The organism is Endozoicomonas sp. ALB091 (assembly GCF_049310265.1).
In the GTDB taxonomy this organism is placed as follows: domain Bacteria; phylum Pseudomonadota; class Gammaproteobacteria; order Pseudomonadales; family Endozoicomonadaceae; genus Endozoicomonas.
Map to the genome: position 1 here is coordinate 1298365 of NZ_JBLYNQ010000008.1, position 20688 is coordinate 1319052.

The 20688-nt window shown below is 48.0% G+C and carries 19 protein-coding genes; 11 read left to right on the forward strand and 8 right to left on the reverse strand.

Annotated features, from left to right (window positions below):
- Positions 1-29: 29 nt before the first annotated feature.
- Positions 30-1154: a protein-tyrosine phosphatase family protein gene (locus tag ACO6UX_RS22005; protein WP_422450430.1), complete on the reverse strand. Its 1125-nt coding sequence runs from the start codon at positions 1152-1154 to the stop codon at positions 30-32.
- Between the two features lie 1533 nt (positions 1155-2687).
- Here ACO6UX_RS22005 and ACO6UX_RS22010 point away from each other — a divergent pair.
- On the forward strand, positions 2688-3509 hold the full coding sequence (locus tag ACO6UX_RS22010) for a hypothetical protein (RefSeq protein WP_422450431.1): 822 nt from the start codon (positions 2688-2690) through the stop codon (positions 3507-3509).
- Positions 3510-3741: 232 nt separating this feature from the next.
- Positions 3742-4836 (forward strand): hypothetical protein, encoded by a 1095-nt coding sequence (locus ACO6UX_RS22015; RefSeq protein WP_422450432.1) that lies wholly within the window; start codon positions 3742-3744, stop codon positions 4834-4836.
- 8 nt (positions 4837-4844) lie between these two features.
- On the opposite strand, the gene ACO6UX_RS22020 is transcribed toward ACO6UX_RS22015, so the two are convergent.
- From ACO6UX_RS22020 to ACO6UX_RS22030, 3 genes are all read right to left on the reverse strand, one after another.
- Positions 4845-5900 (reverse strand): succinylglutamate desuccinylase/aspartoacylase family protein, encoded by a 1056-nt coding sequence (locus ACO6UX_RS22020; protein WP_422450433.1) that lies wholly within the window; start codon positions 5898-5900, stop codon positions 4845-4847.
- Between the two features lie 107 nt (positions 5901-6007).
- Positions 6008-6910 (reverse strand): 30S ribosomal protein S6--L-glutamate ligase, encoded by a 903-nt coding sequence (gene rimK / locus ACO6UX_RS22025; protein ID WP_101747669.1) that lies wholly within the window; start codon positions 6908-6910, stop codon positions 6008-6010.
- Positions 6911-7237: 327 nt separating this feature from the next.
- Positions 7238-7414, reverse strand: a complete 177-nt coding sequence (locus tag ACO6UX_RS22030; protein WP_422450434.1) for a hypothetical protein — start codon at positions 7412-7414, stop codon at positions 7238-7240.
- Positions 7415-7872: 458 nt separating this feature from the next.
- Between ACO6UX_RS22030 and yccS the strand changes: the two genes are divergently transcribed.
- Entirely contained in the window at positions 7873-10023 is a 2151-nt protein-coding gene (gene yccS, locus ACO6UX_RS22035; protein ID WP_422450435.1) for a YccS family putative transporter, read from the forward strand.
- Between the two features lie 639 nt (positions 10024-10662).
- Here yccS and ACO6UX_RS22040 read toward each other — a convergent pair.
- The 4 genes from ACO6UX_RS22040 to ACO6UX_RS22055 all read right to left on the reverse strand — a co-directional run bounded on the left by ACO6UX_RS22040 (position 10663) and on the right by ACO6UX_RS22055 (position 15437).
- Entirely contained in the window at positions 10663-11916 is a 1254-nt protein-coding gene (locus tag ACO6UX_RS22040; RefSeq protein WP_422450436.1) for a hypothetical protein, read from the reverse strand.
- 531 nt (positions 11917-12447) lie between these two features.
- A complete protein-coding gene (locus ACO6UX_RS22045; protein WP_422450437.1) occupies positions 12448-13593 on the reverse strand; it encodes a M20 family metallopeptidase in 1146 nt (381 codons plus the stop codon).
- Between the two features lie 480 nt (positions 13594-14073).
- Positions 14074-15084: a phage integrase gene (locus ACO6UX_RS22050; RefSeq protein ID WP_422450438.1), complete on the reverse strand. Its 1011-nt coding sequence runs from the start codon at positions 15082-15084 to the stop codon at positions 14074-14076.
- Between the two features lie 23 nt (positions 15085-15107).
- The gene (locus ACO6UX_RS22055) at positions 15108-15437 is read right to left on the reverse strand and encodes a helix-turn-helix domain-containing protein (protein WP_422450439.1); all 330 of its coding nucleotides are present in this window, start codon (positions 15435-15437) and stop codon (positions 15108-15110) included.
- A gap of 228 nt (positions 15438-15665) precedes the next feature.
- On the opposite strand from ACO6UX_RS22055, the gene ACO6UX_RS22060 reads away from it, so the two are divergent.
- The 8 genes from ACO6UX_RS22060 to ACO6UX_RS22095 all read left to right on the forward strand — a co-directional run bounded on the left by ACO6UX_RS22060 (position 15666) and on the right by ACO6UX_RS22095 (position 20609).
- Positions 15666-15881 carry a MerR family transcriptional regulator gene (locus tag ACO6UX_RS22060; RefSeq protein ID WP_422450440.1) on the forward strand — a complete coding sequence of 72 codons (216 nt, stop codon included), beginning with the start codon at positions 15666-15668 and terminating at the stop codon, positions 15879-15881.
- Between the two features lie 21 nt (positions 15882-15902).
- Positions 15903-16211, forward strand: coding sequence for a hypothetical protein (locus ACO6UX_RS22065; protein ID WP_422450441.1), 309 nt, complete (start codon positions 15903-15905; stop codon positions 16209-16211).
- 425 nt (positions 16212-16636) lie between these two features.
- Positions 16637-16927 (forward strand): hypothetical protein, encoded by a 291-nt coding sequence (locus ACO6UX_RS22070; RefSeq protein ID WP_422450442.1) that lies wholly within the window; start codon positions 16637-16639, stop codon positions 16925-16927.
- Positions 16927-17139, forward strand: coding sequence for a hypothetical protein (locus tag ACO6UX_RS22075; protein WP_422450443.1), 213 nt, complete (start codon positions 16927-16929; stop codon positions 17137-17139). The genes ACO6UX_RS22070 and ACO6UX_RS22075 overlap by 1 nt, the downstream gene beginning before the upstream one ends.
- Positions 17140-17158: 19 nt before the next feature.
- Positions 17159-17362 carry a major capsid protein gene (locus tag ACO6UX_RS22080; RefSeq protein ID WP_422450444.1) on the forward strand — a complete coding sequence of 68 codons (204 nt, stop codon included), beginning with the start codon at positions 17159-17161 and terminating at the stop codon, positions 17360-17362.
- A 94-nt stretch (positions 17363-17456) separates the two neighbouring features.
- Positions 17457-18830, forward strand: a complete 1374-nt coding sequence (locus tag ACO6UX_RS22085; RefSeq protein WP_422450445.1) for a virulence factor TspB C-terminal domain-related protein — start codon at positions 17457-17459, stop codon at positions 18828-18830.
- Positions 18831-18856: 26 nt separating this feature from the next.
- Complete coding sequence (locus tag ACO6UX_RS22090) at positions 18857-19174, forward strand: DUF2523 family protein (RefSeq protein ID WP_422450446.1); 318 nt, start codon at positions 18857-18859, stop codon at positions 19172-19174.
- Positions 19175-19304: 130 nt separating this feature from the next.
- Complete coding sequence (locus ACO6UX_RS22095; RefSeq protein WP_422450447.1) at positions 19305-20609, forward strand: zonular occludens toxin domain-containing protein; 1305 nt, start codon at positions 19305-19307, stop codon at positions 20607-20609.
- Positions 20610-20688: the final 79 nt, after the last annotated feature.

Here is a 20688-nt window from a genome sequence, read left to right on the forward strand (position 1 = left end):
TGCGGGTTAACTCTTCAGGTGTGAACCTTTCAGGGGCCAGGATTGCATACCCCTGCCTCAAACATAGCCTGCAGTATGGCGTTTCGGTTCTCTTGCAATGTGACCAGGTTCTGGTACTGGAGGGAGTTTTGCACAAACTTCAATGATCTGCGCTGTCTGGCGGCAAGAATCTTACTGTCTATATCCAGTGGGCCCCCTTGTGGATTTTGCCCATAGTGGCGAATGATATCGCTGGCGACAATAAATGTACCGGTCCGGCCTACCCCCGCGTTACAGTTAACCACCATCGGATTATTTGCCCGTTCCAGCACTGCGGGGTGTTTTCTCAAGGTTTCGGCAATCATCGTGATGGCTGCCAGCCTCACCGGATTGCTGGCTGTTCCATCAACCCACCCCATTTCATTGATGCGAAAGTGCGGTTTGCCATTAATTTCCAGTTGGTCAATCCTCAGCTTCATATCTGGCAGATCCATTGAACCGACCAGGCTTACTGATACAGAAGGCAATGTCTCCGTTCCTGTTGTGGTGGTGATTTCCAGTGCAGGAATGGTTTTCGGCTGATCAATGTCGGTTGGTCCAATGCGGGTGTTATCAGGGCGCTTGAGCTCATTTTCAGTGACCAGGGCAACGGAGATGGCCGTATCGTTCACTGCCAGCAGCTGCAGGAAACGGTCATGGGTTCTGTTGACGGACCCCTGTGCCGCAATGAATCGACCGTAATGCATGTCGATGTAGTTGGCATGGTATGCCTGACCAGGCATGGCGCAGTATGCCTCGTGACAGCTTATATTGCTGTGCTTGGAGAGGGCATAATTTCTAAAGTTAGCGGCACTGGCCCTGGGACAGGCCCCACCATTGAGATTTTGCTCAAAGGGAACATCGCTGGATCTTTTGCGCAGCTCCAGGAAACGTTTGGAGACCTCTGCGGAGCAGAACCGGGAGAAATTGGGAAACGTCTGCGCGACCGATCCAAGGGCCTTCAGGATGCCCTGCAGAGTTTCGGCAATGGCAGGCAGTTCTGTGCTGTTCCCGGTGATGACTGTCCGGATGGGCTGGGTATCGGACTGGCGGTCATTACTGGCTGCAAGGCCCTGCGAACCGGGCAGAAGTGATTCAGCCTGAGCCAGTGAGCCTGCTGTTGGTGAAAGTTGCACAATGCTACTTTGAGTTAATGACGATGGGGGAAGGATTTGACAAAGTGCAGTTGCCAGGCAAATAAGCCCGGCAGTGGCAAAAACCGCGGAAGGTATAAAAGTACCGGACGCGATCGCAGCAGCGATAAAACCCGCGCCGACAAACGCAATGGTACAGGTACGGACTTTTCGCCAGGGCACTCGGGCGATTATTCCGGTGTTATTCCCGGGCTGCGCAACTGGATTGTGGCGATAAACTCCAGTTGTTTCTGCAGTTGTCGAAGCTGTTGGCATCATTCTATTGGTACTGAAAGTCAGGTACTCCCCAAGTCAACGGTGAAACTTTTTCATTATTGTAGGGTCATTGAGCTAGCAATCACTTTTTAATGGCGAACGGCCAGAGAAAATTGAGGAGTTTTCTGATGGGACCAATTTCGTGTTTCTCAATGTTCCGTGAAGTCTGGAAAAGAAAGTTAATATAGTTCTTTATATCGAGATCGCAAGTCTTCTGAGTTATTCTGGCGTCATGGTACCGGGCATCAGACCTTTACTACTGATATTTACAGTGACAGTCTCTTAAAAGATGTAACAGTTGACCATCCAGGCTGTTGCCTGGTCTCTTTTGATTCCGGAAAACGAAAAAATATTATATTAAAAAACAGGAATATCTTCCTCAACTCAATGATGCCCGCAGGCAACCTGTTCTTAAACAGAACTACAGAAGCTTGCAGCTAAAAGAGAGGCTAATGCCGGTTCCGGCCTGGCGTTCAATAGTACAAACTGAACACCCTTGCCTACCCGAACTGCAGTTAATCATGCCTGCCGATTTTGATATTTTGCCCCATTGCAATCCTTCAGGTTTCGGTATTGCTGCCCGAACATGGCCGACAGGCCCGGGTGTTAGTTATGTCCATCCTCTACAGTTCCAGTTTTCCGACCGAAAGGAACATCGCTTCTGCCACATTTGAGGCAACCCGTCAAATCGCACCCGAGGTCATAGTGAGAATTTCCTGTTTTTCGATTTACATCATCCTGTTGGCTGGATGATAACCGCTCGTTGGTCATTGGGGCAACGCATTAACTATTCCAAATTCGCAGTTTGCCTCTGTGGCGGAGAGAGTCCGGGTTCAGTAAGAGGCGAATCAAGGAGGAAACTTTTTCATTATCGTATGGTCAGAAAGTTACCTGAAACCTGTTAAACATAGAAAGAAAATTGGGGAGATATTTCTAATGAGTCCAATTTCTTCACATTTCTCAATGTTTCATGAATTCTGGGGCGACGACGAAAATGTTGTTCGGGGTAGCCAATCTTCCAAGTTATTCTGGCGTCATGGTACCGGGCACAAGACCTTTACTACTGATGGTGCCAGTAACCGTCTGATAGAACAGGCAACAGTTGACCATGTTGGCTGTTGCCTGGTCTCTTTTGATTCAGGAAAACGAAAAGTTGCTCCGCTGAACCCTGACACTCGACTGCTTTTCAGACATCAACTACCCCATGAATCGTTCCTGGAGCCGGAAAAAATCAAGGAACTGTCCGACAGGAACATTATTGTGCTCCATGGTTTCTCTGAACTTCATGATGCGCAAGCCTTTGAGCACCATCTGAGAGTGCACTCTTATTATAACGACGATGGCACTTGCATATTGGATGAATTCCCGAAATGGCCTTCGGCTGACCAGATGGCAAGTTACGGTTTCGTTTTTTCTGAGATTCAGGTTCACGGTCCCGAGGGCAAAGCGTGCGTGGATATGGATTCAATCTGGCAAAGTAAATTGTGGACTAACTTTGCGATAGACGATATGAAAAGACAGGATGCTGACGACATGAAAATTGAGGATATATACTCTGATTCCTGTAGATTTACTCTGAATGTTGATAAACAGCAATACCTTGCTGAACTCAATGCCGCCCGTAGGCAACCGGTTCTGCAACTGAACCACCAAGGCTTGAAGAATAATAACATGCTGACGCCGGTTTCGGCCTTGCGCTCAGTGGTACAAACTGAAGACGCCTCCCTGCCCGAACTGCAGCTGATCATGCCTGCCGATTTTGATATTCTGCCCAGGTGTAATCCTGAAGGTTTTGCCGCCCGATCAGGGCCGGTTGCTGTTTGTGATCCATCCTTTACTATTCCTGTTTTCCGATCGAAAGAAATATCGCTTGTCTCGCAAGTGAGACAACCAATCAATTCGTACCCATTTTCTCCGGTGGAAGATTCGCACATGGCCGACTCTTCTGCTGATTCCGATTCTGCCACGCTGAAATTTACTGGAGAAAGTGTTACGGCACCTGATTTTTCGGCGGTAAAGTGCACATTAGTAAAATTGCCTTCAGTGTATGTGAACATAGTTGTCACCCCAATGGTACCTTAGTGCATATTACAACCTTCTTGCTTTTTGATATACATCATCCAGAGCTGGACGATGGCCGCTGGTCGTTCCCAATAGATTAACAGAACCCAAATTGGCAGGTCGCAGCTGTGGTGGGATGGGGGGGGAAATTGCGAATCAAACATGAAACTTTTTCATCATCGTATGGTTAGCAAACTGTCTGACACTTTTTAAAAGTGAGCAGTCGGAGAAAGAAAATTGAGGAGTTTTTTTAATGGGACCATTTTCTTCACATTTCTCAATGTTTCATGAAGTCTGGGGTTGTGACGATGACGGAAATGTTTTTCGGGAGCACCCGTCTTCTGATTTATTCTGGCGTCATGGTTCCGGGCATAAGACCTTTACCAGTGATGGTGCCAGTAACCGTCTCATAGAACAGGCAACCGTTGACCATGTTGGCTGTTGCCTGGTCTCTTTTGATTCAGGAAAACGAAAAATTGCTGCGCTGAACTCTGGCACCCGACTGCTTTTCAGACATCAACTACCCCATGAATCATTCCTGAAGCCAGAGAAAATCAGGGAACTGTCCGACCGGGATATTATCGTACTCCACGGTTTCTTTGAACTCCGCGATGCGCAAGCCTTTGAGCACCATCTGAGAGTGCGCTCTTATTACAACGAAGATGGCATTTGCATACTGGATAAATTTCCAAAATGGCCTTCGGCAGACCAGATGGCAAGTTATGGTTATGTATTTACTGAGGTTCAGGCTCACGGGGGCAAATGGTGTGTTGATATGGATTCAATCTGGCAAAGTAAATTGTTTATCAACTTTGCGATAGAAATGATGAATAAAGATCATTCTAACCTGACGATGGAGGACATATACGCAGCGTCCTGTCGCAACATGAAGGTAGATAAAGGGCAATACCTTGAGGAGCTTGATGTCGCCCGCAGGCAGCCTGTGCTTAATCTGAACTACAGTAGCTTGCAGAAAAATGACTGGCTAACGCCGGTTCCGGCCTGGCGTTCAGTGGTACAAACTGAAGATTCCTTCCAGCCTGAACTGCAGCTGGTCATGCCTGCCAATTTTGATATTTTGCCCAGGTGTAGTCCGGCAGGTTTCGGTATTGCCGCCCGAACCTGGCCGACAGGTCCGACCGTTGGTTATGGTTCATCCACTGCTAATCCTTATTGTCAGTTGCAAGCAACATCGCCTTTGCCACCAGTGAGGCAGCCAATAAAACCGCCAGCATATCCCTCTATTCAGGCAAGGGCTCTGCACGTGGCCAGGACGGGTGCTGATTCCTATTCTGCCACTCTGAGATATGCCGGGGCTGTGTTGAAGCACCTGATTTTGAGGCGGTAAATGACGGTTTAATCGTGATTTTCAGGTACCGGCAGCTGGGCAACACCCAGGTCAAGCACTTCTTCAACCACTTCCTGGTCATACTCGGTATCTGCCAGGGTACTGCTGACTTTGGCAAGATGAACCAGTGCATCGCCCTCATTGGCCAGTGGCAGCTGGCTAAGGCCAATAACAACACCATCAAACGGTGCGGTGATGCCTTCACTGTCACTGGCGTCAAACGGATTCACAATGGTCATCATGGTGTCCCCTTCCTTGACCAGGTGACCCTGTTTGATATGAAGTAACACCAATCCATCCCTTGAGCTTCTCAGCCACTGGCTCTGGTTGCACTCCCATGGCTGAATAGCCGGTGTTTTGGCGGGTTTCCCGGGCAGCATATTCAGATGACGCATAACACGCATAACGCCTTTGAAACCCAGCTTGATGGAAGCCTGTTCCAGTCGTAGTGCTTCACCGGCTTCATAAACCAGTGCCGGAATGTTGTACTCATTGGCTGCATGGCGGAAAGAGCCATCTCTCAGGGATGAGTGGAGGATTACCGGCGCACCAAAGGCCCTGGCCAGACCAAGACATTGCTCGTTGGTCAGGTCGGTTCTCAGCTGTGGCAGGTTGGTTCTGTGAATGGCTCCGGTGTGGAGGTCCAGGGCGTAGTCAACGTGTGGAAAAATGCCCGTAGTAATCAGGTTGGCGAGCCTTCCGCCCAGAGACCCTTTGCTGGATCCCGGGAAGCAGCGGTTCAGGTCTCTGCGATCAGGCAGGTAACGAATTTGCTGGATGAATCCGAGCTGATTAACCACGGGAATGACAATCAGGGTGCCATGGATTTTCGCCAGATTTTTATAGCCGAGGATTTGCCGGCAGATTTCCACGCCATTGAGTTCATCACCATGAATGGCCGCCGTCACTAACAGGCATGGGCCTTTTTTGCGACCGTGAATAACCTCAATCCGAAGATCAATGGGCGTATCGGTGTAGAGTCTGACGACCGGGATATTAAGGTGCTGTCGTGTACCTGGCAAAATGGTATGGCCAAATAGCTCTAGGGGTTGTGCTCTTTCCATGGAAGACTCCAGCCCCGGTCATCAGGCCTGAAAGGAAGAGACCGGGATTGAAAAGCATCACTCGGGTGTTTTTTTAATCAGAGTGATGGTGGGTTGGTGAAGTGAATTTATCCGGTAATTCGTGTATTACTCGTGCGGCGATAGTTATTTTCAAGGTATTCAATAATGCAGTTGGCTACATCGTTGGCTGTTGCCCGCTCAATACCTTCCAGCCCCGGAGAGGAGTTGACCTCCATCACCAGGGGGCCGCGATTGGAGCGAAGAATATCGACACCTGCCAGTCTCAGCCCCATGGCTTTTGCCGCCTTTACTGCGGTAGCCCGCTCGTCTTTGGTCAGCTTCACCAGGCTGGCACTGCCGCCCCGGTGAATGTTGGAGCGGAACTCGCCTTCAGGTGCCTGACGTTTCATCGCGGCGATGACTTTGTCGCCAATGACAAAACAGCGAATATCCGCACCGCCGGCCTCTTTGATGTATTCCTGAACCATAATATTGGCTTTCAGGCCCATAAATGCTTCCAGGACACTTTCTGCCGCTTTCCGGGTCTCGGCCAGGACCACGCCAATACCCTGGGTGCCTTCCAGCAATTTGATCACCAGGGGGGCACCGCCAACCATATCGATCAGGTCGGGGATATCGCCAGGGCCACTGGCAAAGCCGGTAACCGGCAAGCCCACGCCTTTACGCGACAGCAGTTGCATTGACCGTAACTTGTCACGGGAGCGGGCAATGGCCAGGGACTCATTCAGTGAGTAACAGTTCATCATTTCAAACTGGCGAATAACCGCAGTCCCGTAAAAGGTGTTGGAGGCACCAATACGTGGAATCACCGCATCATAATGAGGCAGCTCCACCCCTTTCATATGAATACTGGGGTGTTTGTCATTGATATTCATGTAGCAACTCAAAATATCAATAACATCGATCGTATGACCTCTGGCTTCTGCAGCCTCAATGATGCGGCGGGATGAGTATAACCGCTCGTTACGGGAAAGTAGCGCAATTCGCATTGGGTAATTCCTGATAAAAGGTCATTCTGCGCTCTGGCTGAAAACCTGGTTCATGACTGATTCAAATTAAAAGGCTGAGAAAAAGTATGGCTTACCAGAGCGCTTTTTACTGAATATACGCAGACCAGCAGATACGTAAAACGGTGTTATAAAAGTAGTACTCGTCTTTTGCTATGAACATGCTTTGTCACCATGCCATGGTCGCTTATTCCATCGTCACAAAAGAGGTCCGGGTAATCGCTTGTCAACAGCAATATAAATCAAAGCGGGCTGATCAACTGCAGCCCTTGGGTAGAGGAGGGATCCTGATCAGTAGCGGGGGGCAGTTTACCAGTGGTCAAAGACCAGGTGCTCGTCTTCGAGTAACTCCCGCAACCGTTTGCGTTCAAGGTGAAGCTCCGCTTTCGACCGTTTTTTCTCATAGTCGGCCTGGCGGGTGCGATAACGCTTTTTAGCTTTGGCCGCTTTTTCAAACTCTTCTTCGAAGTCTGGATACTCTTCCATCTCTGCCTGCTCTGAATGCCGGTCAAGACAAATAGCAAACAGCCGTTCCTCATCTGCAAACCATCGTTCACAAAGGCTGGTCTACAAGAGAGAGGAACTGGTGTTGCTGCGCTAATTTCTGGTAAAACCGGGGTTCAGTCAATAAAAAAAAACAGGGCCAGGGTAAAACAGGATGAATTCCTGTTTTTTATGATTTAGTTGTTTTTTAGTCTGAAAATAATGCGTTTTTCTATAATTTTGCCTTTCTGATGGCATATTTTTAGTGTTTTATGTTTTTTTAGTAATGGTGGTGAGTGATTTTTCCCGGTTTTTTGTTAGATGTTGCTGAGTGAAGCGCCATAAAACCGCTCCTAAAAAGTGGTTGCTCTGCGGTTACGGCCATCGTCACTTAGTCTCAACGCGTTTTTCGGGTATGCTCACAAACTTTAGATCAATCGTCCGGCAATCAGCTTACCATCATGTTCTTCCCTGAGATCTTCCACTTTTTCCGCAATTACTGGGCAAACGACCGGATTAATTACAGTGTAAAAGTCTTTTTTGCCCTGACTGGCGTTACCTTGCCTGCCTGGTATCGGGGATCACCTGATGACATCACGCCTGTGGTACTGGGTGTGATTGCCGCGGCCCTGGCTGAAGTGGATGACAACCTCTGGGGAAGGATTAAAGCGCTGATCATGATGCTGGCCTGTTTTCTGCTGGCATCACTGTCCATTGAGCTGCTGTTTGATTATCCATTGCTTTTTGCGCTAGGGCTGTGCAGTTCGACGTTTGGATTTACCATGCTCGGTGCCATGGGGCCAAGGTATAGCAGTATGACCTTTGCCTCGCTGTTGCTGGCGGTTTACACCATGCTGGGTGCGGGGGCAAGCCAGAGCCTGTGGGAGCAGCCGCAGCTGCTGCTCAGTGGCGCGCTATGGTATGGTGTGCTGTCTCTGGTCTGGCATATTCTCTGGCCTGATCGCCCGGTGCAGCAATCCCTGGCCAATATATTCAAAGAGCTGGCGGGTTATCTTGACAGTAAAAGTCAGCTGTTTGATCCCGTCGCCAATATGAACCCTCAGCCTCTGCGTCTGGAGCTGGCCAGAAAAAATGTCAGTGTTGTCAATGCCCTGAACCAGGCCAAGGCTTCTTTGCTCCAGAGAGTCCGCCGACAGGACAACGTGAGCGCGCAGCCTTTCCTGCACATATACTTTCTTGCCCAGGATATCCATGAACGGGTGAGTTCCTCTCATTATCGTTATCAGGATCTGGCAGAGCACTTTTCCCGCAGCGATATTCTTTTTCGCTTTCAGAAAATGTTGCGAGTTCAGGCTAAGGCATGCCGGGCCATCGCCCGGTCTCTGGCCATGGGACAGGAGTATTTGCATGATAACGAGAATGCAGCGGTTCTTGATGAGCTGCGCCAGTCGCTGAAATATCTGCAACAACAGGAAAATCCTCAGTGGCGATCTCTGCTGGTTCAGCTGGAATATCTGCTGAAAAACCTGACGACAGTGGAATTACAAATATCATCTGTAGGACACCCGGACTCAGACATATCCGCCGACGAGCGCATATTGGCTGATTCCAACCCCAGGGGAATCAAGGCTCACCTGCTGTGTATCTGGCATGAGTGTCGCCTGGACAGCCCTCTGTTCCGACATGGCCTTCGTCTGGCAACGTCGCTGACACTGGGTTACGGGCTGATTCAGGGGTTGCACCTGAAACCCGGTTACTGGGTTCTGCTGACTATCCTGTTTGTCTGTCAGCCCAGCTACAGCGCTACGCGACAGAAACTTGCCCAGAGGGTCGTTGGCACGCTTGCCGGGCTTCTGACCGGCATACCGCTTTTGTACCTTTTTCCGGGGCAGGAAGGTCAGCTGGTTCTGATGGTGATCAGCGGAATTCTGTTTTTTGCATTTCGTACCGTACGCTATGATCTGGCAACAGCGTTTATTACCTTGCTGGTGTTGTTTTGTTTTAACCAGCAGGGATTGGGCTTTGCTGTGATTATGCCTCGCTTGGGGGATACCCTGCTGGGCTGCCTGCTGGCCGTCACTGCGGTTGTGTTTATTCTGCCTGACTGGGAATCCCGGCGGCTGAATCGGATTATGGCATTGACCATAGCCAGGCATCGAGAGTATCTGTCTCAGGTTATGACGCAGTACCAGACGGGTAAACGGGATACATTGGCCTATCGTCTTGCGCGTCGTCATGCGCACAATATGGATGCCCGGCTTAATGCCGCCATTATGAATATGCTGACTGAACCGGCCCGCTATCAGCGGGCAAAGGATGAGAGCTTTCGCTTCCTGACCCTTTCCCATGCCATGCTGAGTTATATCTCTACTCTGGGGGCACACCGGATGCTGTTGGCTGGAGACTCTTTTCACGAAGGGCTGCTGGCACAATATCAGTCCATGGATAACCATCTGCAATTGTTGGAGAAACAGTTGATAGGGGGCTCTGTGCAAAGTCGTGGACGTTTTTCTAAAGCGGAATTAACCGACGAGCGGCCTGAAACCCGTTTATTGCTGCAACAGTTACAGCTAATGTTTCAAATCATGCCGGAAATGCATCTTCTGGCTGTTGAGATTTACAATAAATTAAATAAGCCTGACAGCCAGTAACTCAGGGCCTGTTGACGTTTCGTTGCGAGCAGGCAACGAAACGTCAACAGGCCCTGGTACATGGTTTCAATGGCTTTGACGGGTTGTTGTGCCTCCGCACTCCGTTCGTCCTGTCGAAGGACCCATAGGGCCTAAAGGCGGAAACTCCGGACTCTGATAGATCTTACCAATCACCCTTCGACTCCGCTCAGGATGAACGGGGTGTAAAGGTATTAACGCTATTCTGCACTGGCTATCAGTACGGAGGTTTTAATCATCATATTGTCGATCAATAATGGGGGCGAAGGATTTAACCCACTTTCACCACCAAAATAACGTAATCATTTGATTTTGAAGCATATATTCTATTCGAATATATGGTTGGCACGATATTTAATCGTTTAAAATCAAAATGTTACCAAGGGGTGGTGAAGGTCGGATTTAAATTAAGGTGAGCAGTCTGGTGCAAGGGTCATAATGGCATAAGCCTTTTTCTACCAACTGAGAGATACTTTGACGGGCTGCATTGGATGGAATATTTTCCAGACTGAAAAATTTCAGGTTGATAGTCCAGTACTTTTGCAGCGCAATCGGATTAAGTATGAGCTGATTTCTCGATGCATCATGCCATTCGGTGAATTTACGGCATTCATTCACATCTTACTTAATCCACTCAAGCATCGGGTTTTTCCGAGCCGCCAAAAGATTGGTTTTTTCCGTACCCGGGGGTTGATGACTGGCTCCTGGTTCAGATGCAGATAACGGCTTGTTGTTACTGGCCAGATCTGATGGGTCAGATGCCCGGATGGGCGATGATTGGCAGAGTGGTTCCTGAGTCGTTACTTTTAACGCATTCAGGACCATAGGGTGTCGTAAATTCAAAGAAAAAATATTCCGGCTTTCATCGTAGGTCCAGTAGTTCTGTACTGCAAAAAACCGGGCAAAAAAATCAAAGTCAGTCCGTTCACGATACCCGGATGGATTGCTTGATAGCCATTTGGTCGTCAATTTTTTCATGTCGATTATAAGCTCGCCCGCTGCTCTGTCATGCCATGTCGCAAAGCTTTGCTGTCCATCAGCATTTGAAAAAATAAAAGACAGGCAGTCTTCGCAGCTTTTTGTTGTTGGTGATTTATAAGTTGGCTTTATCGAATCAGTTGGTTTGGCGGACTGAGCACTCAATGGCGTTTTCCTGGCGTCTGTTCGAGCCTCAGGGAGTGTGCTCCTGATCTGGGCCTCACCAGGCGTTGAGCCCCCTGCATTTGCCAGTGTTGATATCGGGTTTGGAGGTGGGGTTGTATAAGGGGTAGCTTGCTTTGAAGTGGATAATGCAATGGATTGGTGATTTTCTGCTGACGAAATGGTATCAGCTGAGTAGTGTTTGAACTTAAGTTGGAAAATGATTTCATGTGAATCGGTAAGCACTACACACTCAATATCATTTTTTCCGATCTCTGTTATTAAGGCATCTTGTAATGTTTCGCCATTAGATACGTTAAATTGCCGCTGAAGTATACTCCATTCTTTCTTCACTTGCTCAGTATTTATTACTTTAAATGTTCCCCGGTCTTTATTAATCCATTGAACAGATAGGCCAATATCCGCCTGTCTTGCCAAAAAAGTACAGGCATACAACTGTGGTGACCTTGCTGTTTCATGTTGAGTCTGTGTGGTTATGTTCAGTCCTGTGCCCGAAGAGTGTGTAGATAAGCATCGCTCTGGCCCTTTACGTCGCTCTGGCCCTTTACGTCGCTCAGGTATATTGTAGGGCGCATGCTGATGACGCGATGCTCTGGTAGTTGTCATTTTGGTAACCAGGTCGGTCTTATACGACGAGAGTTTATACTGCTGACCAGACAGGGTGTCTATATCTTCTGAGTGGCATAAAGCATTACGTAATTCACTGGGATTCACGACGCCTTTAAGACGTTGATCTTGCTTCCATTGAGCTTCTGTCAGGTACCAGTCATTTATTTTCAGAATACCTTGTTTCTTATCAAGCCAGGTGACAGGGGGCTCATTTGCTCTGCTCTCTAAAAAAGCATGCAGACAGGATGGCTTGTTACGGGGTAAATGATTTTCTGTCTGGCTTCTAAGCGACATCTGTCTTTGTAAAACCGGAGTAGATGTGCTGGATGGCGCAACCTGATACACCGGGTGGTATAACGGTAATTGAGTGTGATCTACCAGCCACTGGTTATATACCATCTGTTCATGAGTGGCATTAAGTTTTTGAGCTAATTGTGGCTGCTTGCCCAGAGAGAGAAAATAGTTATGGGCAGTGGGGTATCCGTTTTGAATACTGGTCTTTTTAGGGTCCATTACAATAAACATGATTTAATGAAATTGAACTTCTAGACCGAAAATATGCCTGTTAGTTCCTTTTGTTTTTACTTTTGTGGGCTCACCGGTGGTGGATGAGCCCTGATTTATTGGTTTCTGTTGTTATCGGCCAATGGTTTCCGCCAGGTTGATCAGCACATTGCGCAGCAGTGTCAGGCGGGGCTCGATGGAGTCCAGCACCAGAGATTCTTTGCGGCTGTGCATGGCACCGCCAATCGGGCCCAGACCATCAATTGTGGGCACGCCCAGTGAGCCGGTCAGGTTGGCATCGGAACCGCCACCCACTGCCTGCCAGGTAATGTTCAGTCCCATATCCTGACCGGTTTTTTCAATCAGGGCCATCAGTTTTTCACTGCCTTCATTCGGGGTAAAGGCGGGCTTGTGGGCTTCGCGGGTCAGCTTGATGTCAATCCCCGGCAGTGACGGGTTTTCCAGCATGTGCTGGATCTTACTTTCCAGACGGGCGTAGTCATCGTTATCCCAGAAGCGGATATCCAGGACTGTGGACGCATAGTCTGGTACCACGTTACCGGCGGAACCGCCCTTGACAACACCGAAGTTCAGGGTGGTGCCAGTTGCAAAGTTGGTTTCCTGGTTCAGGGTGGTGATCCAGTGCGCCAGCTCAGTAATGGCAGAAATACCTTTCTCGGGCTCATTACCCGCGTGCGCCGCTTTGCCCTTGAACTCTACCTGGTAAGAGGCCATTCCTTTACGCGCTTTAACCAGTGATCCATCAGCACGGGCAGCTTCAGCCACCAGTACATAACGGCTCTTGCTGGCAATGCCCTTGAGCCACTCGCCGGAGTAAATGGAGCCGATTTCTTCATCCGGATTCATACAGACGCAGATGCTCAGACGATCAGCGACGTCTTCTGGCAGCTGGCTGATGGCCTTGAACATATTGAGCTGGCCGGATTTCATATCAGCCACGCCCGGACCGTAGGCTTTTTCACCATCATGGGTCAAGGACCATTCGGCCACTGTACCTTCCGGGAAAACAGTGTCCAGGTGTCCGATCAGCATGATGTCGTACTCTTCGGCGTCCGGCTTATTGGTCGCCAGCAGGCCGGGGCCTACTTTTTCATTAAAGGTATGACGGGTAACCTGCCAGCCGATGCCCTGGTATTTTTCGGTCATGATATCAGCAACCTTGCTGACACCGGCGGGGGTCCAGGTACCACAATCGACGTCAATCAGTGGCTTCAGTTCTTCCAGATATTGATCCAGGTTGAAGTGTTGATCACTCATGATGGCTTTATATTTCCTGCTTGGAGGTTAGGTTGCTTACCGGGACAGTGGTGATGATCATCATAAATAAGCCGCTGGCCTTTCTGGCAAAGCTGAATTTATGATCTTTGTACCAAATGCAGAGGCGGTTGTACTGACGTTTAGGTAGAATTCCTGATCAGTATTTTCCGTTTGTCAGCAACCTATCCCGGATATTTCATAAACTGCCCCGAATCTCGCGCAGGACTTTGTCGCTCTAAGGGATTTTGTGAGGGAGCGCCGTACCGGGGAGTACGGTCGACCGAACAAAACTCCCTTAGAGGGGCAAAGGACAAGCGAGAGCGGGAGCACGTTTATGAAATATCCGATCCCAAATCAGGCTATTTTATAACTGATTGTTTCTATGAAAATTATTCTGACCTTTTGGTCGATATTCTGAAAGGTGTCGAAAATGTGTCGAAGGATTGTCGAAAAAAATCAGCCCTGAATTTTATTATAATATCACTGTCGCTCAAGCTGGGCTAAAGGATTCAGGTTGATAGCATCCTTGAAGTGCTCAGGATCAAACTTTGCATATTTCATGGTCAGCTTGATATCCGTATGCCCCAGTATGTTCTGGAGAACGATGATATTTCCCTTGTTCATCATAAAATGACTGGCAAAGGTGTGTCTGAGTACATGGCTGTTTTGGCCTTCTGGTAAGCTTATTCCTGCGAGTTTGACTGCCTTGGCAAATCCTCTACGGGTACATTTGAAAGATCCATGCTGTTCAAGGTGCTGCTTTGCAGCTTCATAGATATCTTCATCGAGGGGAATGCTGCGAATTCGCTTGCCTTTGGTTTTGGTTAAATCAATCTGCTGGTTTTTGAAATGATGGACTTTCCGGCTGGTTATCTCACTCCAGCGGGCACCGGTAGCAAGGCAGAGTTTCGTAACCAATAGCAGATGATTACCTTTGAAATTCTGCTTTATGACCGCCAACAGGCAATCAATTTGATCACTGGTCAGATAGGCCAGTTCCGGTTCCTGAACTTTGATTTTATGAGCCTGTGCCAGCGGGTTGGGATAGTTAATCTCTCCAATGGCGATCAGGTAGTTATATACCGACCTGAGATAGGTCAGATAATTGTTCAGGGTAGAGTCGGCAATGCCCTTATTGTCCTGCTGGCTCTTTATGCGCCTTATCGCCTTGTAATCGTTAAATCGTTTCGGTGTCATTCGACGGGCTTCGGGGTTTCCAAGTACATCAGCCATGGAATGAAGCACTCTCCGGATTCGATCTCCTTTGACCAGTTCACAACCTCGACCTTCATACCAGAGATTAATGATGGTTTTCAGAGAACGATTGTCCTGACGATCATAGTCTTCCCGGTCAGCATGTTTCCATTTGATCTGGTGATAGTATTCCAGGCATTCTGCCTTGGTGTTGCAGGTTTTGCGATAGCGTTTGCCTTTAGTGATTTCTACATCGAGTTTCCATTTTCCGGTTTTGGGATTTTTTGTAATTTTCATAAGCTGACTGACCTTTTGTCACGCTAATAGCGTTTTCGGGGTTTAGAATTGAGGATCTCCTTGACCTTTTCAGGCTCATAGCCTGCCAGTTCTTTTAAGAATGCTTTCTCTTTTTCACCGAAAATATTCTCAGCCTGACCGGTAATAATGTACTCAATCAGGTAAGGAAAGCGTTCGCTGATGGCTTCCAGTAAATCACTGGTCGGCCTTTGACGACCATGCTCTATGTTAGCGATCAGGTTGACGCTGCATCCCAGCAAATCAGCCCATTCCTTACGGGTATACTCCAGCAATCTCCGAACCAGCTCCAGCCGACCATTCATGGTCAAACCGTTTTTGTCAGTCCTGCTCATTTTTCAGCTCCTATGCCCCTATCCAGCCTCCTGAGCTGTTAAATCGGGGGGTAGTGTTGGTATGTACTCAATACTACCTGCGCTAATAATTTTTTGCAGTACATGACAAATCTACATGCAAGGTAATAAAAACCTTTACATGGTCTAATTATAGATGTAAATATTACATCTGCATGTTTTATGCATAACTAGAAGTTTTCATAAACCTTAATCGTCAAGGATGATGGTATGGATATTGAAGACATGATCATTAAGGGCTCTTTGCCCAATGACATTATCTGTTCCCCAAGAGATTTTGCTGATTCTCTCCACGTTACCGAGCATGTAGTTCGTCACTGGATGAAAGAAGGTATTTTGCCTGTATACCGGATAGGACGGCGTACCTTTATTAACCTTCTGACGTTCAGAGAAATGGTGGCCAACAAAAACAACACTCTTCTTTAATCAAACAATAAGGACTATAAAATGAGCAATGTATTTATTTATACAGGAAGTGCTATTGAGGAAGTGGATATATTAAACGACCATTATCTTCAGCTGATTCTGATACAATATGCAATCAAATCAGTTGTTGATCAAAAAGATCGGTTGGAAAATGATTTAACTAATGGTCAGCATATCATTTCTGAAAATCTCAAGAACCAGTGGATAAATGAGTTAAAAACCATAAGAACCATTCAGGCTTTCTTGTCTGAGTGGTTGCATCAATTAAATAAATCCTGCCCAAACCCAGAAGCTTACAGCGATGAGACACAGAAAAAGCGCACGCATTAAGCCTGGCTGCTCTCTGGAGGAACGACACCTGGTAGCCATGGACAGGATCAAGGCCCATATATGGGAATGTGTCTACCATTATCACCGAACCAAAGGGGTGATTATTGGGCGTGAGCCTCCTAATGATACATGGCCAACCAGTAATAAGATGTCGTCTGATTCTGAATAATTAAATTGATTTATTGACAGTGAAGGCAAGGCGTTAATATTAATCGCAGGGCAACCCCTTGCCCTTCCATGCGATTAATCGCCTTGCCAAGGTTCGCTGTCAAAAAATCAATTTATCTTTTTGGATTGTAAAGATTTGCATTCCTTTTAGTGGTTATGGGCGGTTACAGGCGACTTTCAATACATCTATTGAAATCCTTTTATTTCCCAATTAAACCTGTAATTGCCAAAACAATTAATTCAACAAGGAGCAAAAAATGGAATCATCAATAAAGGCACTTTACCTGGGAGCAAAAGTAACAGAGTTTGAATCCAGTCGTTATTTGAAAGTCTTCTTATCTTCCACTGGAGAAGATGACGATCCCAATATTTTCGGTCTGGACGTTATGATTTGCAGTTCTGATTATGAAAAGCTTTATGACTTTCAATCTTTACAGCCTTTAAAGCCTTATGAGTTTCGAACTAAAGTCATGTCCGGTTCAAAGCAACGAATTTCCATCAAAATTCTTGGCATTAAAAAACCGGCATTAGAAAAGGCGGTTAAATAATGCAACTACTTCTGTGTGAGGGGTTTAGTACGGATGCCGAAGGTGGGATTTCCTGCTCAGGTGAATCCGCCACCCTGACACTGGAAGAGGTGCAGGCAATCCCTGCACCCAATGGGCTGACGAAAGAACAGGCGGATAGCCTGATTGGTGCCGCGCTGTTGGCACTGGTGATTGGGTTTATCTTTGCCCTGATCCTTCGTCAATTACGTTAAACCAACAAGGAGATTAGCCATGAAGAAGCTAAAACACCTTGCACTCATACTGGCCACTTCAGCAATGGCATCCAGTGCCTTTGCTGAGATTGATGTGTCAGCTGCAACCACGGCCCTGACCACCGATGGTTCCGCTGCAATTACTGCGGTGGGTACTGCTCTGGTGGGACTGGCTGGCATTGCCGTTGTGTTCAAGTGGGTCAAAGGCGCGATGTTCGGCTGAGACCTGTTTGAATGGGTTGGCGGGAGGTTTGTCCTCCCGTCTTTATGACCAGGAATGGTCGGTATGAACAACGATAAAAGGACAACAGGGTTATGTGGGTACCAGACTATGGATGGTTCTATGTGCTGGTTGTTCTATTGGCTGTCTGGATGATGCGGCCATGAACTATTTCAGGCTGTTTTTGTTGCTACCACTGTTCACTATTTCTGGTTTCTCTGAAGCAACCTGGATAGCAGATCGAGATTACCTGAACTGCAAATTCAATGAACCTTGTGATCCCAGAGCAGTTTGCCAGGAACCGAATTTTCTTTATCTTTATGATCGTGAAGCCAGTCCTTTGATCTGTTTCACTACAAACTACTACATCAAGGTTGGTTTTAACCTTGAGCAGCCTTGTCCATCTGGTATTGATCCCGAGACTTTTCAATGTGCAGGCCAGACCAGTTGCCTTGATGCAAAACCAGTCACCAGTTCTACCAATGCGCAAACAGCCTGTTTTAACCAGTGCAGCTACACCTCATTAGGCGGATTTCGTGACTATGATAATGCGCTGGCTCCCATTGCCTATGAATACATTCCTACCGGTGGAGCCTGTACTGGCAATGAAGAAACTGCCCAGCTTGCCGGTGTCAGTGAATACACGGAAATCAATGAAGATGAATTGCCCTGCCGCTCAGATGGCAATACTCAGGTGTGCATCAGTGCTGACAAGACTTGCAAGCTGGTGAATGGGGTTCCTGTCTGCATTGATAACCAAACAAGGGAAGACCAATTCAACTGTGGCACGTTTAACGGTGAGGTGGTCTGTTTTGAGAAGGACGCCTATAGCAACTGCCAGTATGTGAATGGTGAGTATCTGTGCGTCTATCCAGAGGGGAATAAAGTCGATCCCGATTCTGTTGATCATCCGGCAAATGGCGGTAACGCCAATGGCAAAACCAACGACGATATTTTGGACCAGCAGGATCTTGCCGAGAATACGCAAGAAGCCCAGTCAGTAAAACAAATCGTCAGAGAAACTGGCATTCGTCAGCAAGCTGAAAAACAAGCAGAAAGTAATAATCCTAAATCAGCTTTTTCAGGCTTGGGCTGTGATAAGGAAGTGACCTGCACAGGCGATGCCATCCAGTGCGCTATTGCCAGAATGCAGAAAAAACAGCTCTGCCTTTCCGAATTTAACGACAGTGAAATCAGTTCCATTATCAGCAGCCATTCAGACATGTCACCGTTGGGTTCACTGCCAGGCGATACGCTGGAAATTCATGTGGATGACTTTCTGGAAACTGATGAATACGTCACTTCCGATAACCAGTGCCCTGAACCCATCGGTTTCAGCGTGCTCGGTGCTGAGTATGAAATTGTCCTGACTCCCCTGTGCGATCTGGCTTCTTATATCTCATGGTTCATCCTGTTTGCCACTTGGTTCTCTATGTCGGTCGTTTTGGCGAAATCCCTTGGTAATGGATAAAAGGTGCAACGAATAAGGAGCAAAGTATGGGATATATCCTCACTTTTATTGTCACCACCATTGTTCCCATTGCCTGGCTGTTGTTGCGAGGGTTGGGTGCGGGTGTTGTCACCTACTTCGGCCTGGATCTCCTGATTGATTATCTCGGGGATCAGATTCAGGCAAATTTCGATGGTATGCCGGTGGCCATGTTCCAGATGCTTTCCTTGTTGGGTATTCCCAAAGCGGTAAATATCGCCTTGTCGTTTATCACAGTCATCATGGTGATCAAGGGCATCTCCTATTTTAATGGACGGCCAAAGCAAAGCGTTTCCTTCTGGAAAGGCTTTGGTGGCACGTCCTGAATAAACGGTAGGTAACGTTGTTCATCAGCCGCAGGAAACGATGTTCTTTTCGTGAAAAGAACTTCGTTTCCTGCGGAACACAAGGGCAGCGACCAGCAAGGACGCCTACAGGAGAAAAAGGAACCATGCCATGCTTCATTTTATCACTGGCAGGCCAGGTGCCAGCAAAAGCCTGAACTGTTTCAAAACCATCTGCACTGATAAGAAATATGCGGGTCGTCCCAAGTTCTACAACAATATCAAACTGAACCTGTTGGACTATCAGCAGTGCCAGAGTTTTCAGGCTTTTTTCTACGACTGCTACCTTCCAAGTCTGACTACCAGTCAGAAATCGGTTATTGAACCGATGATTCGTCCTGTCCATGAACAGAAACGATTTGTGGAATTGGAAGATGCACCATTTCTGGAACAGGCATTTAAACAGCATGATCCACTGAGGCAATGGCTGAAGTGGGTCAAAGTCTGCTATCCAGCAGCACTGGTGCAGAAGGTGTCAGAAATCGAGAAGAAGGCTCCTGAAGGTGTGGAACTCACCTTCAAGGACTTTGAGCACCTGAACTTGCACTGGTCACACTTTCCTGACCCTCATCAATGGTATGATCTGCAAGGTCATTCGGTGCTGGTGATTGATGAGGCTCAGGAGTTCTTTCCAGTGCGCTCCGGTAAAGATAAAGTGCCGTTGTACGCTTCTCGATTCGAGAAGCATCGCCATGACAGCTTTGATGTCATCTTGATCACCCAGCATCCCAATTTTCTCGATGTTCACCTGAGAAGGCTGTGTGGACACCATACCCACTACTTCAACTTCTGGGGTTCAACAAAAGTTACCCGATACACCTGGGACAAGTGCGTTGATCCCGATGATCATTTTGCCAAAGGTGAGGGACGAAAGTCCGTCACCAGTAAGCCCAAACGATATTTCGGGGTCTATTTCTCGGCGTTTGAGCATACTCATAAGTTGAGTCTGCCGCCGGTTGTCTGGCTGATCCCGCTGCTGCTCGGTGTGATTGGCTTTGCACTGTATCTCGGCTTCACCACGCTCTTCCCTGATCAACACGGCGAAGCCGCAACAGCTCCGGAACTATCCGACACTCCGCTGCCCGTTGCTGACCTCCAGCCCCAAAGCCGCGAGCAGTACCTTGAAGTCCGTAAGCCGAGAATCACCGGGCTGAAACATACGGCACCGGTCTACGATCACCTGACCAAACCCCGTTCTTTCCCGAAACCCGAGAACTGTGTGCTCTGGCGGGAGGGGACTGCTCAGGAAGTCTGCATCTGTTACTCCCAGCGGATCACCCGCATGGATGTGCCGGACTACCTGTGTAAGGCCATTGTCCGCAATGGCTACTTTGACGAAACACTCTCGGATAAACGACACGACCGAAACAGTCGCCGCAACCACCGACGGGAGATCGAGCCCTATGACGTACCTTGAGCCAGGCACTGCGCGAGGCTGCCACGCGCAGCGGCAGCCCTCGCAGGCGGACGTTCCTGTAGCACGTCTTTAAACTGAA